Source organism: Shewanella algicola (assembly GCF_014648035.1).
Classification (GTDB): Bacteria; Pseudomonadota; Gammaproteobacteria; order Enterobacterales; family Shewanellaceae; genus Shewanella; species Shewanella algicola.
In genome coordinates this window covers 51,185-76,632 of the sequence record NZ_BMQI01000009.1, presented here as the reverse complement: position 1 = coordinate 76,632, position 25,448 = coordinate 51,185, and the positions used below count along the sequence as shown (strand labels likewise).

Below are 25,448 nucleotides of genomic sequence, written 5' to 3'. Positions count from 1 at the left end.
ATTAACAATATTTGCATGCGCAAGCAGAATAGTAAGACTCACAATAATGATAATAATTGAGGCCCTATGACTCAAACAAAACGCAACCCTTCAGTGGTGATTATTGGCGCCGGTATGACAGGCATTTTAATGGCCATTAAACTGCGCCAGGCAGGCATTACGGATATTGTTGTCCTAGAGAAAAAAGAGTCTGTCGGCGGTACCTGGCGAGAAAACACCTACCCGGGTGCAGCCTGCGATGTACCTGCGCACATGTATACCTACTCGTTTGAGCCTAACCCAAACTGGAGCCGTTTTTTTGCCCGCGGGCCAGAGATAAAACAATACTTTGAGCACGTGGTCGATAAATACGATGTCGCGCGTGATATACGTTTTAATGAAGCGGTAACTGATGCCCAATATACCGATGGCAAATGGACCGTCAAAACAAACAAAGGGCAAACCTACATTGCCGATTTTATGGTGTGTGCCACCGGCATTTTACATCATCCACAATTTCCCAATATTGCTGGACTAGACGATTTTAAAGGCGCTAAGTTTCATACCGCACAATGGGATCATAGCGTCGAGATATCAGCCAATACTCGTGTTGGAGTTATTGGCACAGGCTCTACCGCAGCGCAAGCGATACCTGAACTCATTAATACAGGCGCGACCGTGTCGGTATTTCAACGTACGCCGCAATGGTTAATGCATTTGCCCGATTTTGCGTTTTCAACCACCATGCGAAAACTCATGACCCGTTATCCCATTATCACCAAAATCCATCGCAATACCGGTAAATTCTTTTTAGAGCATTTTTTTACCAAAGCCGTAACCGGCCAGTTTATCCAAAAACATCTGTTGAGTTTTTTGTGTAAAGCAAACTTACGATTAAGTATTAAAGACAAAGTATTACGAGAAAAACTTCGGCCTAATTATCAAGTCGGCTGTAAGCGTGTCATTATCAACAGCACATTTTATAAAGGCATTCAAAAGCCCAACGCACACCTGATCACCGAAGGCATTGAGTGCATTACCGAAAACGGCATTATCACTAAAGATGGCAAACACCACGAACTGGACGTATTAGTGTTATCGACCGGATTTAATGCGTTTAACTTTATGCGCCCAATGAACTTAATCGGCCGCAATAATGTACACATTGATAAAGCCTGGGCACATAAAATCAAAGCCTACCGCTCAATGCTACTTAGCGACTATCCAAACTTCTTTTTAATGCTTGGCCCTAATACTCCCATTGGTAACTTTTCGGTTATCGCCATGAGCGAAGTGCAAACGGATTACGTGATCAAATTAATTGATAAATGGCGTGCGCATGAATTTGATGAGTTTGAAGCCAAACCGCAAGCCATTGATGACTTTACGGCTTATGTCAAAGAGGGCTTAAAAGGCACCAGCTGGGTGGGTGGCTGCCAAAGTTGGTATTTAGACGCCGATGGCGACCCTATTTTATGGCCATACACCTGGCAGCGGTGGGTTGATGAAATGAAAGAACCGCAAATGGAACATATCAATACCATCACGTTTTAATTAACTTGCGTAAGGCTAACGAGTGTATGAATACAAATACAATATTGATTACCGGCGCAGCGTCTGGAATTGGCTTAGCCGCAGCTAAACACTTTCACTCTTTAGGTTATGTGGTTGGTATGGCTGACATTAATTTAGACTTATTAAGACAGGTCACTCAACAATGGGATAACACTCGATTGAGGTTATTTCAACTTGATGTCTGTGATATTTCACAAGTACAACACGCTATGGCTAAATTTTGCGCTGAGCATAATGATTGCTTGGCGATCTTACTCAATAACGCTGGCATCCTAGAGATTGGCCCGTTTGAAACCGTCTCGATTGAGCAACATCAACGCATTCTTAATATTAATGTTAACGGGCTGATGAACTTATGCCATGCGGCCTGGCCCTATTTAAAAAACCATGGCAACAGCACAGTGATTAATATGTCATCGGCCAGCAGTGATTACGGTGTACCAGAGCTGGCAAGTTATTCCGCTAGTAAGTTTGCGGTAAAAGCACTGACCGAAGCACTCGAACTAGAGTGGAAAAAGTACGGTATTAGCGTATGCGACGTTATGCCGCCCTTTGTGGCAACTAATATGCTTAAATCACAACAAAAAAGCGCTAAAGTGCTGCATCGCCTTGGGGTGAATATCACCGCTCAAGATGTGGTCGCAGTTATCGACAAACAAATTAGGCACCCAAAAACTCACCGAACAGTCAGCGTGTTTTATGGGATATTACACAGATTAAGTAACATATCACCGGCGTTTATTAATCGTTTAGTGATGAAGTGGTTAAGTCGATAACCCCTTTCAAGAACTACAATAAACATTAAAAAGGCCATAAAAATGAACAACAATAAGCCTCAGTCGTCACCTGACAACGCAACATTACACACAGCTAAACTCGAATCGTCGCAGTTAAGCGCCGCTACAATGTTGTCACTACTGCCTTTATATAAACTCCCCGTAGCCCTGTTTAGGGTTATTTATGCCGCAATGGATAAGCTGGTTGGGCTGAATAAAATTGCTATGGATAAGGTGACAGATTTAACGATTCCAATCAGCACAGATCGTGGCGACACAAATACCATTAACCTGCGGATCTACCACCCCAGCAGCAACATTCCTAAAAAGACTTTAGTGTATTTTCATGGTGGCGGTTGCGTGATTGGCAGTATTAACACTCATGACCGTTTTTGCCGCTTTTTGGCTAAACACGGCAACATGAATATTATCTCCGTGGGGTACCGTTTAGCCCCTGAACATAAATTCCCTAGTGCCATTTGTGATGCCATCGAAGCGTGGAATTACATTAACGACAACCCTCAACAGCTTAATATCAATCCAGATTATATTGGTGTTGGCGGCGACAGTGCGGGGGCGTATTTGGCCTGCATTATTGGCTTGCCGTCATTACAAACCACGCTGCCAGTACAAATCAAAGCAGAGCCGAATTTTCAATTTTTAATTTATCCCATGGTCGATTTACAAGGACTCAGTGAGTCTTACCGTTGTTTCAATAATCAGTTATTGCTAACACGCAATTTAATGGATTTTTTTAGAGACCACTATGTCAATTCACTCGACGAAGTCACCCTGCCCTTAGTCAGCCCACTTCAGGCCGCCGATATAAGTCAATCGCCTAGTACTTACTTATTAACACTTGGGTTTGATCCTTTAAGGGATGACGGTATTGCCTATGCTAATCGATTAAAAGATGCCGGCGTTAACATCCACCACGAGCACTATGACGATTGCATGCACGGATTTATCTCCATCACCACGCTCAGCAAACGCGCCAAACAGGCTTGTCATGATATTGCTGCAGCATTGAAGCGCTTTAATGATTAAATGGCAGATATAAAGTAGTTTCAGCGCTTATCCCTGCATTCAGATTAGCGAGCAAAGCAACTTATGCTAAAATACGCGCTCAGCTTTATGAATGTGCAACTCATTTGTTTGACTGAACCAATACCCCAAACAGTCGTATCAAATGAGGAAACAACATGAGTAAGCTTAATGCCGAAGAACGCAAAGCGCGTGACAACCAACGTTTTTCACAACGTGTCGATGAGCGCAGAGTAAAAGGCGAAGATGTGGTCGGCTATGCACTGGCCAACGAAAAAGCGTTTAAATTTTTGACCAAGACAGAAAAACACAGCTTTAAAGAACGACAAGCCACACTCGCAGAAGAAGCAAAATTGAAAAAGCAGCAACAATTTGAGCTTAAAACACAGCAAGAACTAGAAAAGGCTGAAGCCGAATTTACTGATACTGAGCAGTAAATAACGTGTTAACACCAGCCATTAGTCACCATAATGGCTGGCTTGATTTAAGTAAGAAACCTGAGCCCTAGTTAGAGTCCTAGTTAAGTAGACAATCTATTTAGCAGAATTATTTACAGGCTCAAAGTCCAACCTATTAATGTATGCAGAATAATGGCTAAAAAACCATTCGCGAACAGATCTTTTGCACAACAGCCAAACGCCCACTCAAGTCTTAACTTTTAAACTTCCCTTTTTGTACACACAAACAAGGCATTGCCTGAGGCAGAATCCCACGGGATGATCCTGTCGTAATCGTGTTCAAATATTTGCACATCAAAATACGGTGCCAACAATGCTTGTAGCTCAGTAAAGCTTGTGGCGACCATGGCATGAGAGTCTTGCCACAGCTGTGTGGTGTCAAACTGGGTTTTGGCAATACTCAAATTAAGTGCTTGCATCTCACCTGCACCGCTGTAATGCCAACCCGACTCAAAAGTAAATCGGCTGTCTTCAAAATCGGCATTGTGGCGCACTAAGGCATTATTATTAATCTTGTACTTATCGACAGAATTAAAACAAAATAAACCGCCAGAATTTAACGCCTTATGCACACTGGCAATACAGGATTTAAGCGCCTCGACACCTTGAGAATAATGGATGGAATACAAAAAGCAGGTAATTAAATCCAGCTTCTCTTCAACATAAAACTCAGTCATGTTTTGCAAACTAAACTGCGCTTCAGGGCAACGACGCATAGCAATGTCGAGCATAGGCTGATTAATATCTAGCCCGCTGCTCTGAAAGCCTAAGTCGATAAAATGCCTAACATGCGGCCCAGTGCCACAAGCCAAATCTAAATGTTGCTTACCCTGATTGCCCAAAATCTGATGCAAACGAGCCACGCTATTGCTTTGCTGTTGGTAGTTAATATCACAGCACATTAAATCGTAATAACCGGACAAGTCGGTATAAAGGGCATTGGTAGACATAAAATGAAATTGAAGACAGACTGAATTTAGGGTGGCGCATGATATATCAATTAGCCTGATTGAGAAATCATTAATATCAGCCAAAGCATCAACAATATTTACCCGACAAAAAAGGCTTAACAATGCTTTGATATCAAATTGAATGGTGCAGATCGCAAGCCCTTAATTATACGCAAATAACGACACTCACCCTCAACTGAATAATGCACTCACGCCCAGTAAACGTTGCCCACCAAAAAGCTTATTTGTAATACAATAACACTGTAGTATTCTAGGTAGTTATTTCATCATGATTTTCAGGGGGTATTCAATGAAACACATTCACTTGAGTTTGTTATTCGCCAGTATAGTTTCGAGCTGCGCCGTTGCTTCAGTAGCGCTTGATACCGCTAAACGGTTTAACCTTGCACCTAATAAAGCCCCGTCACAAAATTTTGACTTGTCTAATTGGAAGCTCACCTTACCGGAGCTTGCTAGCACACAATCAGCTAAGGCGTTAGAAATCACCAAGCAACAACTCAGCAACCCCCAACAGCTTTTTGTGCATCCGCAATGGTTTTATAGCAATAAAAACACCGGCGCATTAGTGTTTGTTGCCCCTAATGAAGCGCCAACCACGCCAAATAGTAAAAATACCCGCAGCGAACTTCGCGCCATGTTGGCCGATAAATATGATGAGCCTAAAAACAATTTTGTAGTGGCATCACACCTTAATGCCAACGAATACGGCGCGATTGGCGGGCAACTAAAAGCAACGCTATCAGTCGATAAAGTCAGCAGCAGTGGTAATGACAAAAAGAATGGCGCATATGCTGTGGTTATCGGTCAAATTCATGGCTCAGATAACGAACCGCTTAAAATTGTTTACCGTAAATTACCAGAGCACGAATATGGCTCTTTATCTTGGAGTTACGAGTTAAACCCTGAACCCAAACTGCAAGATGCTGCCGACAGTAATGGCAAAAAACTTCGCCAAGATATTCGTCATAATGTGTTTGGCAAATACAACCTGCGCCAGGGTGCTAGCGATCCAAAAGATGGCATTAAATTAGGCGAAATATTCGTGTATGAAGTGAATGTTGAAGGCGATACTATGAAGCTGACATTTACCAAAAACCCAGGCAGCGACAGACCAATAGTAAAGACCTTCGAGGTTAACCTCGCCCAGGGGAATTACCAGGGCAATAAAGTCGACCTAGGCTATAAAAATGATTGGATGTATTACAAAGCGGGCGTTTATAACCAATGTAATACCAATAAGAGCAGTTCAGATTGCCAATGGCGCGGCATGGAAGCAGGCGACTACGCCCAAGCCAGCTTTTATCAACTTGAGTTGAAGCAGTAATTACTCTTGTAAACCGTGTAAACAAAAAGCCTGCTGACAATCAGCAGGCTTTTTGTGTTTAAGCAAGGTTAAGCTATTTTACGATGTTTAAAAGCACACCCAAAAACACCTACCGTACCAAACGCATCAGTTCATTAGCATCTAACACTGCAGGCTTTCTTTTAATGAGTTCACCTGTAGAGTTAAACAGAAAGACTTCAGTAGACCCGGCATTATGCTTCGCAATAAACGCCTCGCCCTCTGGCGTTGCCGTTCTCGCAAGTAAAAAGAACACATTATCACCAAGATGATCACGTGCTTCATTCATTTGCTCGGTTTGGGTGATACTCGACACAAGGTTAGGATCGTAAACAAACACAATTGCAGGTTTACCCGTGCCTATTTGCTCGAGATCTGACGTAAATCCCTTAGGCATTTGTGTAACGAGTAGGCTAAACAGCAACACGATTAACGCAATGATACCAATTGCAATCCAGGGCATTTTTCGCTTGGTGCTTGAATTCGCTTTATCCATGATGATAGATCCCTCTTTTAACTAATAAATATAAAAGCCATAGTCTAAGCGGCTAACCTGAGCACTAGATTAAAATAGACTAAATAAACATACCTCTGCAGGTTATCGTATAGTCTGCCCTAACAATTCTTTTATCCCTAGCTCAGGTTAAATAATTTCAACTATTAAACCAAGGTTGTATTCAATATTGTACAGCCGGTAATCGGTTTATTGACTACCACTAAATCTCAGATGACGTATCATCAAGCTTGCCATAATATGTCAGCACAGTTACAGTTCATTATCTTATTGTTTTGCAATAAATGGCTCAATTGATTTTTAGCGTATTTATTTGAAGGGTTACTATTTTTATGGAACAAATATTTGAAAAATTGATGTATGCATCCCGCTGGATCATGGCGCCGATTTATTTGGGGTTAAGCTTAGTCTTACTCGCCTTAGGCATAAAGTTCTTTCAAGAGATCTTTCACATCATCCCGATTATTTTCACAATGGCAGAAGTGGATCTCGTGCTCGTTACCCTGTCACTCATCGATATCACTCTAGTGGGTGGCTTGCTGATTATGGTGATGTTTTCAGGTTATGAAAACTTCGTGTCACAGCTTGATGTCGGCGAAAACAGCGAAAAACTCAGCTGGCTAGGCAAGATGGACTCGGGCTCGCTAAAAAATAAAGTGGCCGCATCGATTGTCGCCATTTCATCAATTCATTTACTCAAAGTCTTTATGAATGCCGAAAACATCGAGAACGACAAAATAATGTGGTATTTACTCATCCACATCACCTTCGTGTTATCGGCCTTCGCTATGGGATATCTGGATAAGATTACTCGTAAGTAACCTGAGATCGGGATAATAAACGCCTTTCAAACAGTCCTTTGTCCTGCTAACTGCGTTGAATCGACTTGCAATAGGCTAGCTATTGACGCGTCAATTCGCCTTGTTAGCAAAACAAATGACAAGCTTGAAAGTGAGAAAAGGTAACATTTTGATTTTAAATAGCATAAGTTCATCCCTTATCCCGAACTCAGGTTAAGTAACCATAAATACCCAAATAAAAAGCCCTGATACATCGCTGCATCAGGGCTTTTCTTTTTTATCGATTTAGTACCACACTTTAGGATCAGCCTTATCATTCTGCGCGGAATCAATACTAACCCCCAATCCATTAAGAACTTTAAAAACAGTTGAGAGATAAACATCTTCGCCTTTCTCAACACGGATTAACGTTTTTTTAGTCACGCCACACAGCATAGCCGCCACATCTTGAGTCAGTGCCGCGTTGTTTCTGGTTTCTTTAATGAGTAAACCCAAGGATTGTTGATTGAGTGCAGATGCCATAACGTTAGTCCAAAGTGTACTTTGCTACACTTTAGCCCTGAATGCTTGATATTTCAACAATGAAGTGTAACAACCTACACCTTATAGTGGTTTACTCTTTTGCTTTAAGTAAAAGTCTAACATAATACACTTTTATAATATCTAAGCTGTTAAATGAGCCAAAAGTGTAAGTTGTTACACTAAACGATTTTTGATTGATTTGCTCATTAAGTGTAGCGACTACAATCTGAGGAATTGGCCCTAATATTCATAAAAATCAACATAGACAACAACAAATTATGTGGCATTTACTCATCCACATCATCACATCTATGTTATCGACCTTTACAATTGAATATCTGGATAGTGAAGCAGAAATTTTGATCTGACCCCACTTGTTTGATGCCTTCTTGTTCTGCAAACTGACGAACCGACAAATCACTTTGACTAAGCTTGTTTAATATCGCTTCTTTAAATTGAACTGAATGCCTTTGATAATTCACTTACTTTAACTTACCGCGCCCTGTTTATTTGTAAATTAATTGAGGCGACAACTATCCTGACACAAGGGGATTATATCAACTTATACTTATGGATTAAGTAACTCATTAATTTCAATTCGATTACGGCCATTTTGCTTAGCGACATATAGAGCCTTATCTGCCATTTCCATTAATTCGCCAACAGACGAAGTCCCAGAGGGAATAACACCGGCAATACCAATACTAACGGTGACAAATTCAGATACTTTGCTACATTGGTGTTTAAGTTCACTGTTAGCTATATCATTATGAATATGCTTAGCAATTTGTACAGCGTCTTGAATATTGGTATCGGGTAAAACTAACGTAAACTCTTCCCCCCCAAACCTAGCAACCAAATCTCGAGGTCGTTTAGTATTTTGGGTTAAAATATTGGCAATGTTTAGTAAGCAATTGTCACCTTCTAAATGGCCATAATGATCATTAAATAATTTAAAATAATCAATATCAATCATTATAATAGCAAGGGGGCTTTGGGTCCTATATAAGGCTACCCATTCCATTCTAAGTTTTCTGTCTAGTGCTAATCGATTAGCAATTTGTGTAAGCGGATCTGTCAAACTTAGTGTCTCTAATTCAGCATTTGCCTGTTTAATTTGATCGTTAGCAGAGATTAATTCATTGTTATTGGATTCTATCACAGTAAGCATATTATTGAATTCACTTGAAAGTATTCCAATTTCATCTTCACTATTGATCGTTGCCCGTAAAGTGTAATTTTTACTTTGCGTAATCCCCTGCATTTGTTGAGTTAAATTAGTAAGTAACACAAAGACGCTATTTTTTAACAATAGAGTGATCAGCAGAATCATAAACACCCCAATGCCCAGTAGAGATAATAAGGCATACTCAAGGCTTTTTTGGCCGCTTTTAGTGATAACCCTTTTAAATTCAGTGCTAATTTTAAAAACCGGAATGTCATCTTCTAAGTATGATTTAGTGATTGTCAACATGTCTTTACTCAGTACATCAATGTTATATTTATTGATTGAAAAGTCACTCATTGAAAGAGGGTTTTTGGCTATCACTTCAATTTTAAATTTCTTTTTAAGTTGTTCACTAAATTTATCAACCATGTATTGATTAAGAGTACGCCCCAGAATCATATAACCTCTGGACATTTTGTCTTCATCATTATTAAAAATTGGACGCATGGAAAAACTAATCGGGTTACCATTTTGAAAAAACAAACCGCGGATGACTTTTGGTTCATCATCTGACAATGAATTAAGTTTAACCAATTGCTTTTTTAGCAAAAAAATAGATTGACGCACATCATCATCATTCGTAGATATTTTGACTTCATCAGTGTCATCGAGATCAAAATTATAAGTCTGTGCCCAAACGGGTTGAAATTCAGTGTCTAGAAAATAGACTAAATTGATATGGAGGTTGGCAAAGGTATCTGGTTCTAAATTACTATCAATAAAATCTTGGTTAACATGTTCAATAAAGTTGTAAGTATCATCCCATGATGAAAGATCATGTAATTGACGATCTAGCTGTTTTATTGTGTCAAGAATCACTTCTTCAACACGATCAATATCTGCTTTAGCGTATTGTTGCTCTAGTGACTCAAATGTAGGGAAAATTACAAGTTTCTGGATCAGTAAAAAAGCCAATAATAATGTGACTACCATGCTAGTCAAAATTAACACAACTTTCTTATAAATGGTCATAATTTTTACTTTTCAGTAGGCACAATAATTTATTTTAAATCTAATTATATATCATCGCAAGCTGAGTACATTTGATTATTGAAAATATACGCTTTATTTTGATCCGTAATATGGTTAGTCTTCAATGGAGATACATTGAAGACTAACCAACTAACTTTTCTCCTACAAAATCGGTGAATTAAGTAAACATGCCTCTGATAATGCCATTACCTGTATTGTATTCTTTGAGAAGCTGCCCCTTTAAATAAATGAAATAAATGGGGTCAGAGTCTGAGGGATCCCCATGAATTTAATAGCATGCTTGTGGATCCTTGATTAACGATTGTAGCGTCTTAATTCCTGCTAACCAATGTGACTTCAGTAGTCTCAAAGACTTATCTTTGTAGGCCCTTAATCACATAAATTGATTTGATAAAACATTACGATGCTTGATTGAATTCGTTCGGTATTGTCTATGCTTATCAGCAGATTTAACTGCCAATCCTAGCAGGTATAGCATAAATTGAGATAAGCAGGCGATGAGTAGCAATACACTGAGCTTATGCATAATCCTTGAGCCACTATCATTCATTTTCAACCCTGTTTTAACATCTCTAAAACTCTCTTCTATCTGCATCCTCGTCGCATAAATTTTAACGACTCTTTTAGCAGCATCTCTTCTACTGCATAGCGATGTTGCTAGTAACCACGGCTCTTTTTCTCGATCGGCACTTGTTCGTGACTGTTTACTCCGCCTAGCTTTATCACCTGTAGCCACTTTGTCTTTTCGCCCTTTAGCGTTGCGTTTAAAAATCACTAAGCGAGATTTAAAAGCTGTTTGCTCGCCTAAGTAATATATGCCGAGATTTTTGGCATTTGCGTTTGCTTGAGCATACAAATTTTTAACTGGAAACCAATCATCCCCAATATGCTTTTTACAGTGAGTTCTGTTTCTGAATCGCCCGACATAATCCCAATCAAGTGACAGTATTTGTTTAAACCATGGAATTCGAAATCCAGCATCAGTCACGATGACAGGCTTGCCGTCACTAGGTAGCATCGCCTTCAGTTTGGTTAGAAAGAGTAGATGAGTTTTAGGCTTCTCTTTTTTGTCTAGCGGATGTATTTCCTCATAAAGTGTCAATGAGCGTCCTTGAGCCGCCAAAGATGCTCGAATGAGAAAATGTTGCTTACGATCATCAAGATCTGACCAATCGATATGAATGATGGGTTGCTTCATTTTCCCGATGAGCAAGCAGGTCATGCGAGTATAAATGAACTCTATATTACGATGAAGATGAGGATTACTGCAAAGCCTATCAACCCGCTTAATCTTATGTTTTTCCTTGGTTTTACTTTCAAGATCACGACCAAGTCCAGTGATTGATAATGCTCCACCATTCATTGAGTTTTCAATTGCAGAGAACAGACTTTGTCGGCGAGTTTTGTGCATATTTTGCGATAAAAGGGCGGGTGACAAGTGAGAGGCATTTTGATAAAACTTGTTTTGCATTCATGGCATTTACTCGTGGTAATTTTTGTTTGGCGATAAATTTGATCACTAAATGCCATGAATGTTCCTCAATTTTTAACCTATCTCATTATTTCTATTAATTCTTTTGTGGGGGATTCGTCAGGATCAGAGCTCATTTACGTCAATAAAATAGATAAAGGGAGCAGAACAAACCTACTTTTAAAATTATCACTAGCTTTTTTATCAGCAAAATAGATATTATGAGGTTGATTATTATCAAGTTATGAATGGATGCTGTTGATAAATGATTCTCAAAACTAAATCACTCCAAACGACCTCGACTCCACAGGCTATTGCGGGACAAAAGCAAGAACAAGATGTGGCCTTCTTTTTACGCCGCGCATTTAAAGACAATCCTGAAGTGCTGGTTATCAACGACTTCAAATTCAGCTTTAATGATGAAACCGCTCAAATCGATCACTTGATCGTGTACACCTATGGCTTTGTGCTAATTGAATCAAAAAGCATTAAAGGTCACGTTAAAGTGAACAACCAGGGTGAATGGACACGCAGCTATAACAGCCAATGGTCAGGTATGCCCTCGCCCATCAAGCAAGTCGAGTTGCAACAAACCTTGTTAAAGGAAATGTTGAAGCATCATAAGAGTGAAATATTAAGTAAGTTCCTCGGTATAAAGCAGCAAGGCTTCAATGGACGTTGTTGGCACTATTTATGTGCGGTATCCAGTAATGCTGTCATCGACCGGAAAACCATGCCGAAAGAGATTTCCGACAAGCTTTTCAAAACCGAATTTTTGGTCGATGAACTCAAAAGCATCATGAATCTTAAACACAAAATAATCCGCTTGATGAATGTCGCTGATACCCGTCCTGATTTCAACCAACAAGAACTCAATTCAATTGGTCAATTTCTTATTAGCCAACATATCGACTCAAATATTCAGCAAGCTAATTATGCTCAGGTGGAAAGAAAGCAAATCCAACCGATAGCAAACACACCAGAGCTTGAACTAGCGTTGGAGACAGCATCAACACCCACTTATCATCTAGCTCAATCCAATACTGCAATGCCTCAAGCAGTAGCCACATTAGCACCAGTGCAACACCCAAAACTAAGCTGTAAACATTGTGGTGAATCAACGCAATACACGCCCATGTATGGCAAGTTCGGTTATTACATCAACTGCAATCAATGCAGTAAAAACACACCAATGAAACAAGCCTGCCCACAATGCATGAGTAAAAATACCAAAGTCACCAAGCGCAAAGAAACCTACACCTTGAATTGTGCGGATTGTGGATTTGAAAAGCGGATTGTTTAATTATTAACTCTGATTCTCAGACTAGGACGTCAACATGAAAGATAAGGATAAAATCGCAGTATTTATTGATGCTGATAATGCTCCAGCTAAGAAAATAGATAAAGTGTTATCAGAACTTGCTCGCTATGGTGTGGTAAATATACGTAAAGCATACGGAAATTGGAAAAACGCTAATTTAAAAACTTGGGAAGATGTGCTACATGAGTATGCTATTCAACCCATCCAGCAATTCGATTTAACTAAAGGTAAAAACGCCACAGACATGGCACTGGTTATTGATGTTATGGATGTTTTATATACAAAAGATGTAGATGTTATTTGTTTAGTTTCATCAGATTGCGATTTTACCCCCTTAGTCACCAGAGCACTGGCTGATGGTAAAACCATCATAGGATTTGGAGAGCGCAAAGCGCCTATGCCATTTGTGAATAGTTGTTCTCGCTTTTTATTTCTCGATGATGATCCAAGTGAAGAGATTCCATTACCTGCAGCCACTAAAAGCTTAAACAAGGATACAAAGCTTATTAGTTTATTGAGGCAAGCTATTGAGGCTGTAGAAGATGATGACGGTTGGGCAATGTTAGGACCTATAGGGACTCATATTTCGAATCATGCCTCGTTTGATCAACGTAATTATGGCTTCAAGAAGCTGAGTGATTTATTCGCATCTATAGACCTTTTTGATATGAAAAAAACCAACGGCTCAGTCATTTGGATAAGAGACAAAAAAAGGCATAAAACGGTTAACGGCAAGGGGAAATGACGATTTGACCAAAACACCAAACATGAAACCATATCAAATTAAGCTCAGATATTTTTTAATCCCTTGCTTGCTAAAGATAAGCTTATTTAGCCTAGCCTTTTTTCTCTGCTCTCTACTATTTACTCAATATTTTTCTGAGTCTTTTAGCCGCAGTCATTTTTACCAAACGTATCTAACGTGGATTGAGTGGAATGGTATTGTAAGCTTATTTTGTCTAACGGGTATCATCGCGACTATTTCAATTCGCTCGATGAAAATACCATTTTCATTTCTTGAGTTTAAAAAATATCAATATAAAAACGCCATTTCACTGTCACTTTTTGGTATTCAAATGGTATTACTTATATCAGCTTATCTATTTAGTACATTAGGCATATCAACATTGTCACAATTAGATGACCCAACACAATGGCACGAAAAGGGGATGCCAATATATTTCACAGTAGACACTGCAGATTTTTCTGGCCCCAAAGCTATACAAGTTCAATCGAATCCATCACAAAAGTATAGCAAAGCAATAGATGTATTTTGCGTAATTAAATTAACAAACAACAGCAATCTTTGGGCTGGTTTCAACTATCCTTTTTCAGTCGATAAAGCGGTAAAATTTGCCAGCAATGAGGTAGATAGCCACATTAAAGAAAGTATTGATAATTGCCAAAATACATCGTTGAAAAACGTCAAATACTTCAAAAAAAGTGATTTTGTTTTCGAAAATAGTGGTTATCTCAATGCATTAAAAAATATCGTCAACAGCGAATTATTAGAAAATAATAATTTAATGTTATTTGTAGCATCACAACACCATGAATTTGAGAATACCAAATCAGAACACCTAACCTCATGCATAATAATGCTAACTCTTTTTATGGCATTTATGTTTTATGACCTCTGGAAAAGCAACATCCATTGGGAAAGCTACTGGGCGATTAAATACAAATCTGAGTAAATGAGCATGAGTAAAACTGCTCTTAAACTCTCCCAAAATCACAAATATTAAACACCCAATATAGATAGTATCGAGGCTTTCATCTATCCACCAAGAGTTCTTTTACAAGACGTTTGGTTTTAAGCTTTCAGCTTTTATTAATCACCTACGCCTAAGTGAGTGGTGAAGTAACGCAGTTATCACCGATTTAGACTAGAAAGAAACAAAAAGCCCCGATACCGTTAGGTATCGGGGCTTTCTCAATTCTTTTACAAGAAGTTTGGCTTGAGCTTTTAGGCTTCAGACCAGCATAAGCATCTAACGCAGGAAAAATGGGCTTAGAGCAAGGCTTTTTGTAGCGACGTGTAGCGTTTTTCTACACGAGCTGCAAAGTAACGCCGCTATAACCCATTTTAACCAGTTAGATTACATGCCCATGCCGCCCATACCGCCCATACCACCCATACCGCCCATATCAGGAGCGCCACCAGAAGCTTCTTGTGGAATTTCAGAAACCATCGCTTCTGTGGTGATCATTAGGCCTGCAATTGACGCTGCAAACTGTAATGCGCTACGCGTTACTTTAGTTGGGTCTAGGATACCCATTTCTAACATGTCGCCGTAAGTGTCGTTACCTGCGTTGTAACCGTAGTTACCTTCGCCGTTTTTAACAGTGTTAGCCACTACTGATGCTTCTTGACCTGCGTTAGTTGCGATTTGACGTAAAGGCGCTTCCATAGCACGTAGTGCGATTACCACACCGTGTTTTTGGTCTTCGTTAATCACTGCAACGTCTTTAATTTTGCTTGCTACGCGAACAAGGGCTACACCACCACCGGCTACCACACCTTCTTCGACTGCAGCGCGAGTTGCATGTAATGCATCTTCTACGCGTGCTTTTTTCTCTTTCATTTCAACTTCAGTTGCTGCGCCAACTTTGATTACTGCAACACCGCCAGCAAGTTTTGCCATACGCTCTTGTAGTTTTTCTTTGTCGTAGTCAGACGTTGATTCTTCAACTTGTTGCTTGATTTGAGAAACACGAGCTGAAATCTGCGCTTGGTCACCATTACCATCAATGATAGTAGTGTTATCTTTAGTGATGATTACGCGCTTAGCAGTACCTAAATCTTCTAGGGTGGCTTTTTCAAGCTCTAGGCCGATTTCTTCAGCGATAACAGTACCACCAGTTAGAATGGCTACGTCTTGTAACATCGCTTTACGACGGTCGCCAAAACCAGGTGCTTTTACAGCAGCCACTTTAACGATGCCACGCATGTTGTTTACAACTAATGTAGCTAGTGCTTCGCCTTCAACGTCTTCTGCAACGATAAGCAATGGCTTACCTGTTTTAGCTAGACCTTCTAGGATTGGCAATAATTCACGGATGTTAGACACTTTTTTGTCGACTAACAAAATGAATGGGCTGTCTAGTTCAACGCTACCAGTTTCTGGCTTGTTGATGAAGTATGGTGATAAGTAACCACGGTCAAACTGCATACCTTCAACGACGTCTAATTCGTTTTCAAGCGCTTGGCCTTCTTCAACGGTGATAACGCCTTCTTTGCCGACTTTTTCCATTGCGGTAGCAATGATGTCGCCAATTGACTCGTCAGAGTTAGCAGAAATAGTACCCACTTGAGCAATAGCTTTAGTGTCGGCACAATCTTGAGAAAGTAGTTTTAACTCAGCTACTGCTGCGATAACGGCTTTGTCGATACCGCGCTTAAGATCCATTGGGTTCATACCCGCAGCAACGGCTTTTAGGCCTTCAACAACAATAGACTGTGCTAATACGGTTGCTGTAGTGGTACCGTCACCGGCTGCATCATTGGCTTTAGAAGCAACTTCTTTCACCATTTGTGCGCCCATGTTTTCGAACTTATCTTCTAGTTCGATTTCTTTGGCAACTGACACACCATCTTTAGTGATTAGCGGAGCACCGAAGCTCTTGTCTAATACTACGTTACGACCTTTAGGGCCTAAAGTTACTTTCACTGCGTTGGCTAGAATGTTAACGCCTGCAAGCATTTTTACACGTGCGTCGTTACCAAATAATACTTCTTTTGCTGCCATTTTTTGATGTTCCTTTAAATTTAATGATTAATTGGAAAGTCGAGTTGATGGACGAGGCTTAGCCTACAACTGCCATCAGGTCAGCTTCTGACAGGATTAATACTTCTTCACCGTCAATTTTTTCTTTTTTCACGCCATAACCTTCATTGAAGATCACAACGTCGCCCACTTTAACGTCAAGTGGAGTAACTGTGCCGTTTTCTGAAATACGACCATTGCCTACAGCAAGAATTTTACCGCGAGTTGATTTCTCTGCAGCACTGCCAGTAAGCACGATACCGCCTGCAGATTTAGATTCAACTTCTAAACGTTTAACGATAACGCGGTCATGTAATGGACGAATATTCATCTATGAACTCTCCTAATGATGTGATGCCCAAAAAACGAGGCTATTGACTAACAAAAAAGGGATTTTCCCTTCGATGCATGTGATATGGGGGTAGTTGATCACAGATCCAAGGGGAATTTAAAAAAAAACTACACTTTTTTTAAGTCTATTTTATTAAAACTTTACTAATACTGATAGAATTCGCCTCCTTTAAACGTATTAAACACCTGAGAATAGATGAAAGACAGACACGGGTTACTCAGCGGGCCAATTGGTCGTGTGCTGCTTAATATGACCTTGCCTAACCTGATTGGAATTATGACCATTCTGGGCGGCAGTCTAGTAGACGTGTTTTTTATCAGTAAGTTGGGTACCGAACCTTTAGCCGCTGTGAGTTTTACCTTTCCGGTGACCTTAGTTATTTCGAGTATTGGTATTGGTTTAGGCGTAGGGGTTTCGACTAATCTCGGGCGCTTAATTGGTAGCGGCCATGCACCCGAATCAAAAGTATTTTTGTTTGATGCGTTGTGCATCACATTGTTGATTATTTGGGGCTTATCGATTCTCGGTTGTGTGTTTATTGAACCAATTTTTAGTTTACTCGGCGCTAACGAAGCCAGCCTGCCATTAATTAACGACTATATGTGGTACTGGTACTTAGGCGCACCAGCCCTAGTATTATTAATGGTTAGCAACCAGGGATTACGTGCAACAGGTGACACGCGAACACCGGCTAAAATTATGATGATTGCAGCGGTGGTTAATTTAGTGCTCGACCCTCTGCTCATCTTTGGTATTGGGCCATTTCCACGTTTAGAGATTCTAGGCGCTGCCATTGCCACCACACTGTCTTGGGTTGTGGCGATGTCGTTAGCCGGATATTTAATCATTATTAAACGTAAGTTAGTTGTATTTGCCAGCTTTGATATTGGCCGGCTGATTTTACACTGGAAAGCCTTGGCCCATATTGCACGCCCAGCAGCATTAATGAATGTGATTAACCCAATTGCTAATGGGGTGATTATGGCCATGTTGGCGCGTATTGATCAATCTGGGGTAGCAGCATTTGGCGCGGGTACGCGTTTAGAGTCGGTGTTACTCATCGTGGTGATTGCTTTATCGTCGAGTTTAATGCCGTTTATTGCGCAAAACTTAGGGGCAAATCAACCCGAGCGCGCTAAAAAAGCGTTATTGATGTCGCTTCAATTTGTATTTGTGTTTCAAACCTTGTTATTTATTCCGCTGTATTTTAATGCCACAGCCATTGCACATCTGTTTACCAACGACCCACTAGTGATTGATTGGTTGAGTTTTTATGTCATGGTATTGCCAGCAGCTTATGGCCCTTTAGGTATTGTGATTATTTTTGCAACCAGCTTAAATGCCTATCACCGCCCAATGAGTTCGTTAGTGATCAACCTCTGCCGGTTAATGTTATTAATGCTGCCATTTGCGGCATTGGGTGCTTATATCGGTGGTATTAAAGGGGTTTTACTGGCTCTGCCAATCACTAATACGTTAATGGGTATTGCTTGCTATTACTTGGCCACAAAAATTAGCGAACCAAACGACATTAAGCACACTGTACCCTACAGTGACAAAAACCAAGACACCCCAGATTATGATGCCAATAATGAGCAGCATAACCACCTTTCTCGCACTGCCGCCGCTAAACCCTCGGCAAATAATATCATTGATTAATAGCAAGCCTTTAAAGCTCTAGCGATTTGCACGAAGCAGATTAATTTTCAATTAATTTTATGGCAAACATTACCTTTAGGTGCGGCCGATGAGTTAATATCATTTACCGTTTCAAGCCAAAATCATCAGTCATCTACAATGAAAAAATCCATTTATGCCGCATTAATGTCTGCGATTATTTGCCCTGGAAGTGGCCAACTTTGGCTAGGTAAAAAGTGGCTCGGTTGGGGATTTATTAGCGTAAGTGTAGTGTGTATAGCACTGTTAATGAACCATCTCATTAGCCGTGCACAAGTGATTGCCGAGCAGATTTTGGCGGGCAATATTGCTAACGATTTAAACTCTATTTACGCCGAGGTATCTAAAGTCGCACTGGACACACAATCGACAGAGTTATCGCAACTCACCTGGTTTTTTATTGCCAATTGGGTGTTAAGTATCGCCAGCGCATTTTGGCTTGGTGCCAAACAAGATAAGCAGTTACAAATAAAAACAGCCGACTAAATTGCATTAGTCGGCTGTTTTTATTGTGATAAAGGGTTATTTTTTGTCATCTTTTGGGTCTATCGGCTCAACATCAATAATGTCATCGTCGCTTTTGTTTTGCTCTATATGATGGCTGCGCGGTTGCTCGTCTTTACGTTCAAAATCACCATCAAAAGTATTGCCGTTTTGATCGAACGGATTTTGGTTACTAAATGGGCCCGATTGACCAAACGGGCTTTGCCCTGGGCCAAAACCACCTTTAAAGCCACCATTAGCTACCACACGCAGTTGCATGCGCTTATACAAATATTTCGCAATGGGTGCGCGGGTAAATGGGGTTAATAAAATTAAGCCAATAAAGTCGGTCACAAACCCTGGTATAAGTAACAACACACCTGCAGCAGCTAACATCATACCTTCAACAATCTCGTGGCCTGGCGCTTCGCCGCGGGCAAGCTTTTGTTGTACTGTCATTAACGTACTTAAGCCCTGACTACGTACTAATGACACTCCAACAACGGCAGTAAATAACACCAAGCCGACCGTGGTCCATGAGCCAATAGAGCTGGCCACTTCAATCAGTACGTTGAGCTCCACAACCGGGACAAGTACAAATATTAACAATAGAATAAAAAACATATTGGCCTCTAATCATCGCTTTTTGTTACAGTTGGCGACGTGTAATGAATAACGTAGCGACGTATAAATAATAAAGTGGCGACCTAAAAAATACTGCCGATGAAACTTAAATGGGGGTTATCGGGTCTGTTTTCAAGACAGCTCACGAATATCATCTCAGTTTAGTGAAAATTCAGCTAAATAAGCGTAATGTGATGACGCTTTTAGTATAACGCCTTTAACTTAAGTAAACTTTAAGATTATATATGTATAAACCCAAACAACTCGTGATGTTAACCACGTGCCCGGATGCAGAAACGGCCAAAATGATTGCCAATGCACTCGTTGAAAACCAACTGGCTGCCTGCGTGCAAATTGGCCAAACAGTTGAGTCGGTTTACCGTTGGGAAAATACTCTTTGTCAGTCACAAGAAGTACCATTGCAAATAAAATGCATGGCAACTCAGTTTGATGCCATTGAACAACTTGTGCTCAAATTGCATCCTTATGAAGTACCTGAATTCATTGCCATTCCGATTATCGGTGGTTTTGGCCCTTATCTACAATGGATAGAAGACAACTCACAATCATGAAAAAAATAGTCGCTTTATGCCTGACATCATTGTTATTGATGTCATCAATTTTACTGGTACCTGCCGCGCACAGTGCGAACTCTTCTAGTAACACGTTTAGTTTTTTAAGCGATGAGCCCAAGCTCATGCCAGTTAACGAGGCGTTTGCGTTTGATTATGAGCAACAAGGTAATCAACTCAAAATCAGCTTTGTGATTGCAGACGGTTATTATTTGTATCGCGATAAGTTACAGTTTTCTGCCGACGGCGCCGTGATTGGCGATATCGCCTTGCCTCGTGGTAAAAACCATAACGATGAGTATTTTGGCGACCAAGAAGTCTATTACACCTTTGTAGAAATCCCTGTGGGGCTAAAACAAGCTGATGCAGATGCACTATTTCAAGTGACGTTTATGGGCTGTGCTGAAGGCACATTATGTTATCCGCCAACCAAAAATGAGGTCAAATTAGCCGCTGTTGAAGCCAACGACGGTAAGGTTATTGCTAAAAAGGTCATTGGCGCGCCAGAAGCAACGCCATCATTAGCTGCCACAGATACGGCAAAAGCGCCTATAACCCAACAAGACAACTTAAGCCAAATGTTGCAAAACGACAGCCTTTTATGGACCTTAGTGATTTTCTTTGGTTTAGGCATTGGGTTAGCGTTAACGCCATGTGTGTTCCCTATGTACCCTATTTTGTCGGGCATTATTGTTGGCCAGGGGCAAAAGCTGTCTACCGCTAAAGCATTCACTTTATCAATGGCATACGTACAGGGTATGGCCATTACCTATTCGTTATTAGGTTTAATTGTTGCCTCTGCCGGACTTAAGTTTCAAGCGGCGTTACAACACCCAGCTATTTTGATTTTCTTAGCGGTGATGTTTGTGCTACTGAGCTTATCAATGTTTGGCATGTATGATTTAAAGCTGCCATCAAAATGGCAAGAAAAGATGAACGACATGTCGAACAACCAAAAAGGTGGCAACCTGATTGGCGTGTTCTTAATGGGTGTTATCTCAGGGTTAGTCGCGTCCCCTTGTACTACAGCACCGCTCTCTGGCGCATTAATTTATGTAGCGCAATCTGGCGACTTAATTCAAGGCTTTTTAGCGTTGTATGTATTAAGCATGGGGATGGGTGTACCGTTACTGATTATTGGGACTTCTGGCGGTAAAATTCTGCCACGTGCCGGTGCCTGGATGGACATTATTAAAACCGTGTTTGGTTTCTTATTAATTTCAGTATCAATTGTAATGGTCGGTCGTATTTGGCCTGGTTTGGTGTCTGATTTAATGTGGTCGGTTTGGGGTGTTGCGTTAACAGGTTACTTGATGCACCAAAACAAACTCAGTGAGTTTAGCTGGAAACAAACTACCCGTGGCGTATTGTTATTACTGACTTTATTAGCCAGCTTCTCATACGGTTTCCAGGCACTGATAGCTGGTTTTGGTCACAATGCACCAAACGTGAGCCAAACAAACGTTGAAGGCAAAACCATCAGCGAAGCTAATCATTTTGTGCGCATTAAATCACTTGCTGACTTAGACGTTGAACTGGATAAAGCCAGCATTAGCGGTAAAACAGTGATGCTCGATTTATACGCCGACTGGTGCGTGGCCTGTAAAGAGTTTGAGGCGATCACCTTTAAAGATAAAGAAGTCGCTAAGCGTTTGGATCAGATGGTTTTACTGCAAGCCGATGTTACTGCTAGCGACGACATCGATATTGAGCTACTTGAACATTATGGGGTGCTGGGATTACCGACACTATTGATGTTTAATCAAGACGGTGAACAACGTGAAGACTTACGCGTAACCGGGTTTATGGGGCCAAAAGACTTTGCGGCGCATTTAGACCTGTTATTAAAATAACGTAAAATATTTTCTATTTAAATCAGCACCTTTAGTTACTAAAGGTGCTTTTTTTATAATTGCTAATATTAAAGTCATCGAAAGTTAAACTTTTTCTTATACAATATGGTTTTATACCCCTCTTTCAAGGAGTTTTATGGAACCCGCTATTCTTATCATCACCTTATTGTGCGGCATGTTGGTGAGTCGAGTCGGCTTACCACCACTCATTGGTTACCTTATCGCGGGATTCGTACTATTCACTTTCGGCATTGAAGATTCTAGCTTACCCATTTTGCAACAGTTGGCTGATTTAGGAGTCACGCTGCTGCTGTTTTCTATTGGTCTTAAACTCGATATTAAAAGTTTATTTAAAGCCGAAGTTTGGGCAGGTTCAAGCCTACATTTAATTGGTTCGATTATCTTTTTTGTCCCTGTACTCAAATTACTTGGCTTTTTAGGCATAGAACAACTCGACGGATTTAGCATTAATCAGCTGATGTTAGTGTCATTTGCCCTGAGCTTTTCGAGCACGGTATTTGCGGTAAAAGTGCTTGAAGACAGCGGTGATATGCAGTCACTTTACGGCCGTGTTGCGATTGGTATCTTGATTATGCAAGATATCTTTGCGGTGATATTTTTAACTATTTCAAAAGGTAACATTCCATCGGTTTGGGCTCTGGGATTATTACTACTACCGTTGGCTCGCCCGCTAATTTATAAACTATTTGACCGAGTTGGCCACGGTGAAATGCTGGTGCTCTTTGGCTTAGTCATGGCATTAGTTGTGGGAGCATGGTTATTTGAGGCTGTCGGTTTAAAACCCGATTTAGGCGCGCTGATTATCGGTATTTTACTGGCAGGGCATGCTAAATCATCTGAGTTAGCCAAGTCGATCTACTTCTTTAAAGAGCTCTTTTTAGTCGCGTTTTTCTTAACCATTGGTTTAAATGGTTTGCCTACTTTGGCCGATATTGGCTTAGCGGCCATTTTAGTGGTATTGGTGCCCGTTAAAATAGTGATGTTTGTTTACCTGTTAACTCGCTTTAAACTGCGCTCGCGTACCTCATTGTTAGCCTCGTTTAACCTGGGTAACTACAGTGAGTTTGGTCTTATTGTGGCTGCAGTTGCGGCTTATAAGGGTTGGTTACCACCAGAGTGGTTAATCATTATTGCTGTTGCATTGAGTATTAGCTTTTTATTTGCTGCGCCATTAAACAACAGTGTCAGTAAGATTTATCAGCGCTACCAATCAAAGCTTACCAAGCTTGAGCGTCACCCGCTTCATCCTGAAGACAGACAGATTAAAATTGGTAATCCTCGCTTTTTAATTTTAGGCATGGGCCGCATTGGTTCTGGTGCTTACGATGAGTTACGCGCTAAATATACCGGAGAAATTTTAGGGATTGAGCACAAGCAAGAACTGGTGGATTTTCATCGCACTAATGACAGAAATGTTGTGCAAGGTGACGCTAGCGATACCGATTTTTGGGAAAAACTAGAACGCGCACCAAACCTTGAATTAGTGCTCTTAGCGATGCCAAATCACGTAGGTAATTTGTTTGCAGTGCAGCAACTCCATAAACTCAATTATGAAGGTAAAATCAGTGCAATTGTACAATTTGCTGAAGACGCTGAGTCATTAAGAGACTCTGGCGTACACACGGTTTATAACTTGTACGAAGCCGCTGGTGCAGGTTTTGTTGACCATGTAATCCATGAGTTGCTCGAATCGCCACCTGAATTAGTACCGGAGTTTACTTTTGTTAGTGCTGCCGAAGCTGATGAAGATGATACTGAAACGCAACACGTAAAACAGCCATCATAAAATGAACTAATACCAAACGCCTACCTATAAATGTAGGCGTTTTGTTTACGACACAGTATTTTCAATTTTGCTTCCGATAAGAAAATCTCAGTTACAGGTACCGTAAAGTCATGCTATAACTCAATAATGTAAATTAGTCTTTTCTTGTCACTCTTTAGTTGGATTTTTTGAAGTATGTCTAACCCTGCTCAACGCGCCACTAAATTATTTGTTCAAACATTCGGCACCAAGCCTGATGAGTTATATCAAGCTCCCGGCCGAGTGAATATTATGGGTGAACATACCGATTATAACGAAGGTTTAGCGCTCCCTGCGGCAATTAATTTCCATACCGTTATTGCAGTAAAGCACCGCGAAGATAACTTATTTCGCGCGGTCACCACTGCCTTTCCTGGGCAAATAAAACAATGGTTTTTTGGTGAAGAAGGCTCTGTGGCTGCAGGCGATGATTGGAGCCATTATTTAAAATGCGTTACTGCGGCCATGAATCAATCTGGCTTACAAGCTAATGGACTCGATTTAGCCATCGTCGGCGACGTACCATTAGGTGCCGGCTTATCGTCATCGGCAGCGTTAGAAATCGCCTTTGGTACCGCCATTAGCTACGCCAGTCAGTTACATTTATCTCCATTAGCCATTGCACAACTTGCCCAGCGCGGTGAAAGCCAATTTATGTGTTTAGATTGCGGCATGATGGACCAAATGATCAGTGCCATGGCTGAACCCGACCACGCCTTATTAATTGACTGCTTAGAGCTCGAAAGCGAACCCGTATTGCTGCCCGAAGACCTGAGTATGATTATTATTGATACCAAACAAGACAGACATGCATTTACTCAACAATTTGAGCAACGTAAAAAACAAGCTAATAACATTACCCAGCTGCTCGGACTTGATTCATTACGTGACCTGTCTTTAAGTCAGTTAAATCATAGTAAAACACTATTGGATGATGAACAGTTTCGCCGAGCGCGTCACATCATTAGTGAAAACCAACGCACCAGTAATGCAGCTCGCGCATTGCAACAAAACAATATTGCTCGCTTTAGCCAGCTAATGGCACAGTCGCAAGCATCTATGCGTGATGACTTTGACATTATTAGCCCAGAAATAGACACCTTGGTCACCATGATTTCAACTTTGATAGGTGAGCAAGGTGGCGTACGTATGAGTGATGGCTGTGTCCTTGCATTGGTGAGCCATGACTTAAGCGATGATGTGATTAATTTAGTCGAAAATCAGTTTTTTGATAAAACAGGCATAGAAGCAACAATTCACTTATGTTCAGCCAGTGGCGGTGCAGGACGCATCAGCTAGAA

The 25,448-nt window shown here is 40.7% G+C and carries 22 protein-coding genes and 1 pseudogene; 15 read left to right on the top strand and 8 right to left on the bottom strand.

Annotated features, from left to right (window positions below; translation table 11 throughout):
* Positions 1-66 precede the first annotated feature (66 nt).
* The 4 genes from IEY42_RS05730 (at position 67) to IEY42_RS05715 (ending at position 3,811) form a co-directional block, all read left to right on the top strand.
* The gene (locus tag IEY42_RS05730) at positions 67-1,533 is read left to right on the top strand and encodes a flavin-containing monooxygenase (RefSeq protein WP_188924357.1); all 1,467 of its coding nucleotides are present in this window, start codon (positions 67-69) and stop codon (positions 1,531-1,533) included.
* A gap of 26 nt (positions 1,534-1,559) precedes the next feature.
* A complete protein-coding gene (locus tag IEY42_RS05725) occupies positions 1,560-2,330 on the top strand; it encodes an SDR family oxidoreductase (RefSeq protein WP_188924356.1) in 771 nt (256 codons plus the stop codon).
* Positions 2,331-2,372: 42 nt separating this feature from the next.
* A complete protein-coding gene (locus IEY42_RS05720) occupies positions 2,373-3,377 on the top strand; it encodes an alpha/beta hydrolase (RefSeq protein ID WP_188924355.1) in 1,005 nt (334 codons plus the stop codon).
* 155 nt (positions 3,378-3,532) lie between these two features.
* Positions 3,533-3,811 (top strand): DNA polymerase III subunit epsilon, encoded by a 279-nt coding sequence (locus IEY42_RS05715; protein ID WP_160056314.1) that lies wholly within the window; start codon positions 3,533-3,535, stop codon positions 3,809-3,811.
* Between the two features lie 221 nt (positions 3,812-4,032).
* On the opposite strand, the gene IEY42_RS05710 is transcribed toward IEY42_RS05715, so the two are convergent.
* On the bottom strand, positions 4,033-4,782 hold the full coding sequence (locus tag IEY42_RS05710; RefSeq protein ID WP_188924354.1) for a class I SAM-dependent DNA methyltransferase: 750 nt from the start codon (positions 4,780-4,782) through the stop codon (positions 4,033-4,035).
* A gap of 310 nt (positions 4,783-5,092) precedes the next feature.
* Between IEY42_RS05710 and IEY42_RS05705 the strand changes: the two genes are divergently transcribed.
* Positions 5,093-6,127: a polysaccharide lyase family 7 protein gene (locus IEY42_RS05705; protein ID WP_188924353.1), complete on the top strand. Its 1,035-nt coding sequence runs from the start codon at positions 5,093-5,095 to the stop codon at positions 6,125-6,127.
* 109 nt (positions 6,128-6,236) lie between these two features.
* Here IEY42_RS05705 and IEY42_RS05700 read toward each other — a convergent pair whose 3' ends face one another.
* Positions 6,237-6,641, bottom strand: coding sequence for a hypothetical protein (locus tag IEY42_RS05700; protein ID WP_188924352.1), 405 nt, complete (start codon positions 6,639-6,641; stop codon positions 6,237-6,239).
* Positions 6,642-6,991: 350 nt separating this feature from the next.
* Between IEY42_RS05700 and IEY42_RS05695 the strand changes: the two genes are divergently transcribed.
* Positions 6,992-7,480, top strand: a complete 489-nt coding sequence (locus tag IEY42_RS05695) for a TIGR00645 family protein (protein WP_160053655.1) — start codon at positions 6,992-6,994, stop codon at positions 7,478-7,480.
* Positions 7,481-7,744: 264 nt separating this feature from the next.
* On the opposite strand, the gene IEY42_RS05690 is transcribed toward IEY42_RS05695, so the two are convergent.
* The 3 genes and pseudogenes from IEY42_RS05690 to IEY42_RS05680 form a co-directional block, all read right to left on the bottom strand.
* A complete protein-coding gene (locus IEY42_RS05690) occupies positions 7,745-7,981 on the bottom strand; it encodes a helix-turn-helix domain-containing protein (RefSeq protein ID WP_188924351.1) in 237 nt (78 codons plus the stop codon).
* A 568-nt stretch (positions 7,982-8,549) separates the two neighbouring features.
* The gene (locus IEY42_RS05685) at positions 8,550-10,181 is read right to left on the bottom strand and encodes a sensor domain-containing diguanylate cyclase (RefSeq protein ID WP_188924350.1); all 1,632 of its coding nucleotides are present in this window, start codon (positions 10,179-10,181) and stop codon (positions 8,550-8,552) included.
* Between the two features lie 289 nt (positions 10,182-10,470).
* Positions 10,471-11,677 (bottom strand): annotated as a pseudogene (locus IEY42_RS05680) (IS4 family transposase).
* 261 nt (positions 11,678-11,938) lie between these two features.
* Here IEY42_RS05680 and IEY42_RS05675 point away from each other — a divergent pair.
* From IEY42_RS05675 to IEY42_RS05665, 3 genes are read left to right on the top strand one after another with little or no spacing between them, the layout of a single operon-like run.
* Positions 11,939-12,976, top strand: coding sequence for a nuclease-related domain-containing protein (locus IEY42_RS05675; RefSeq protein ID WP_188924349.1), 1,038 nt, complete (start codon positions 11,939-11,941; stop codon positions 12,974-12,976).
* A 34-nt stretch (positions 12,977-13,010) separates the two neighbouring features.
* The gene (locus tag IEY42_RS05670) at positions 13,011-13,739 is read left to right on the top strand and encodes an NYN domain-containing protein (protein ID WP_188924348.1); all 729 of its coding nucleotides are present in this window, start codon (positions 13,011-13,013) and stop codon (positions 13,737-13,739) included.
* Between the two features lie 4 nt (positions 13,740-13,743).
* Positions 13,744-14,688, top strand: coding sequence for a hypothetical protein (locus tag IEY42_RS05665; protein ID WP_188924347.1), 945 nt, complete (start codon positions 13,744-13,746; stop codon positions 14,686-14,688).
* A 405-nt stretch (positions 14,689-15,093) separates the two neighbouring features.
* Here the strand turns inward: IEY42_RS05665 and groL are convergent, their stop codons facing one another.
* A complete protein-coding gene (gene groL / locus IEY42_RS05660; protein ID WP_188924346.1) occupies positions 15,094-16,743 on the bottom strand; it encodes a chaperonin GroEL in 1,650 nt (549 codons plus the stop codon).
* A gap of 58 nt (positions 16,744-16,801) precedes the next feature.
* Positions 16,802-17,092, bottom strand: a complete 291-nt coding sequence (locus IEY42_RS05655; RefSeq protein ID WP_011639076.1) for a co-chaperone GroES — start codon at positions 17,090-17,092, stop codon at positions 16,802-16,804.
* A gap of 216 nt (positions 17,093-17,308) precedes the next feature.
* On the opposite strand from IEY42_RS05655, the gene IEY42_RS05650 reads away from it, so the two are divergent.
* Entirely contained in the window at positions 17,309-18,772 is a 1,464-nt protein-coding gene (locus IEY42_RS05650) for an MATE family efflux transporter (RefSeq protein ID WP_188924345.1), read from the top strand.
* Between the two features lie 138 nt (positions 18,773-18,910).
* Positions 18,911-19,276, top strand: a complete 366-nt coding sequence (locus IEY42_RS05645) for a hypothetical protein (RefSeq protein ID WP_188924344.1) — start codon at positions 18,911-18,913, stop codon at positions 19,274-19,276.
* 36 nt (positions 19,277-19,312) lie between these two features.
* Here the strand turns inward: IEY42_RS05645 and IEY42_RS05640 are convergent, their stop codons facing one another.
* Complete coding sequence (locus tag IEY42_RS05640) at positions 19,313-19,897, bottom strand: FxsA family protein (RefSeq protein ID WP_188924343.1); 585 nt, start codon at positions 19,895-19,897, stop codon at positions 19,313-19,315.
* A 245-nt stretch (positions 19,898-20,142) separates the two neighbouring features.
* Between IEY42_RS05640 and cutA the strand changes: the two genes are divergently transcribed.
* The 4 genes from cutA (at position 20,143) to galK (ending at position 25,446) form a co-directional block, all read left to right on the top strand.
* Positions 20,143-20,469, top strand: coding sequence for a divalent-cation tolerance protein CutA (gene cutA / locus IEY42_RS05635; protein ID WP_188924342.1), 327 nt, complete (start codon positions 20,143-20,145; stop codon positions 20,467-20,469).
* The gene (locus IEY42_RS05630; protein WP_188924341.1) at positions 20,466-22,322 is read left to right on the top strand and encodes a protein-disulfide reductase DsbD; all 1,857 of its coding nucleotides are present in this window, start codon (positions 20,466-20,468) and stop codon (positions 22,320-22,322) included. Before cutA ends, IEY42_RS05630 begins: the two co-directional genes overlap by 4 nt.
* Before the next feature lie 136 nt (positions 22,323-22,458).
* On the top strand, positions 22,459-24,129 hold the full coding sequence (locus IEY42_RS05625) for a cation:proton antiporter domain-containing protein (protein ID WP_188924340.1): 1,671 nt from the start codon (positions 22,459-22,461) through the stop codon (positions 24,127-24,129).
* Positions 24,130-24,303: 174 nt separating this feature from the next.
* Positions 24,304-25,446: a galactokinase gene (galK, locus tag IEY42_RS05620; RefSeq protein WP_188924339.1), complete on the top strand. Its 1,143-nt coding sequence runs from the start codon at positions 24,304-24,306 to the stop codon at positions 25,444-25,446.
* The last annotated feature ends 2 nt before the right edge of the window (positions 25,447-25,448 follow it).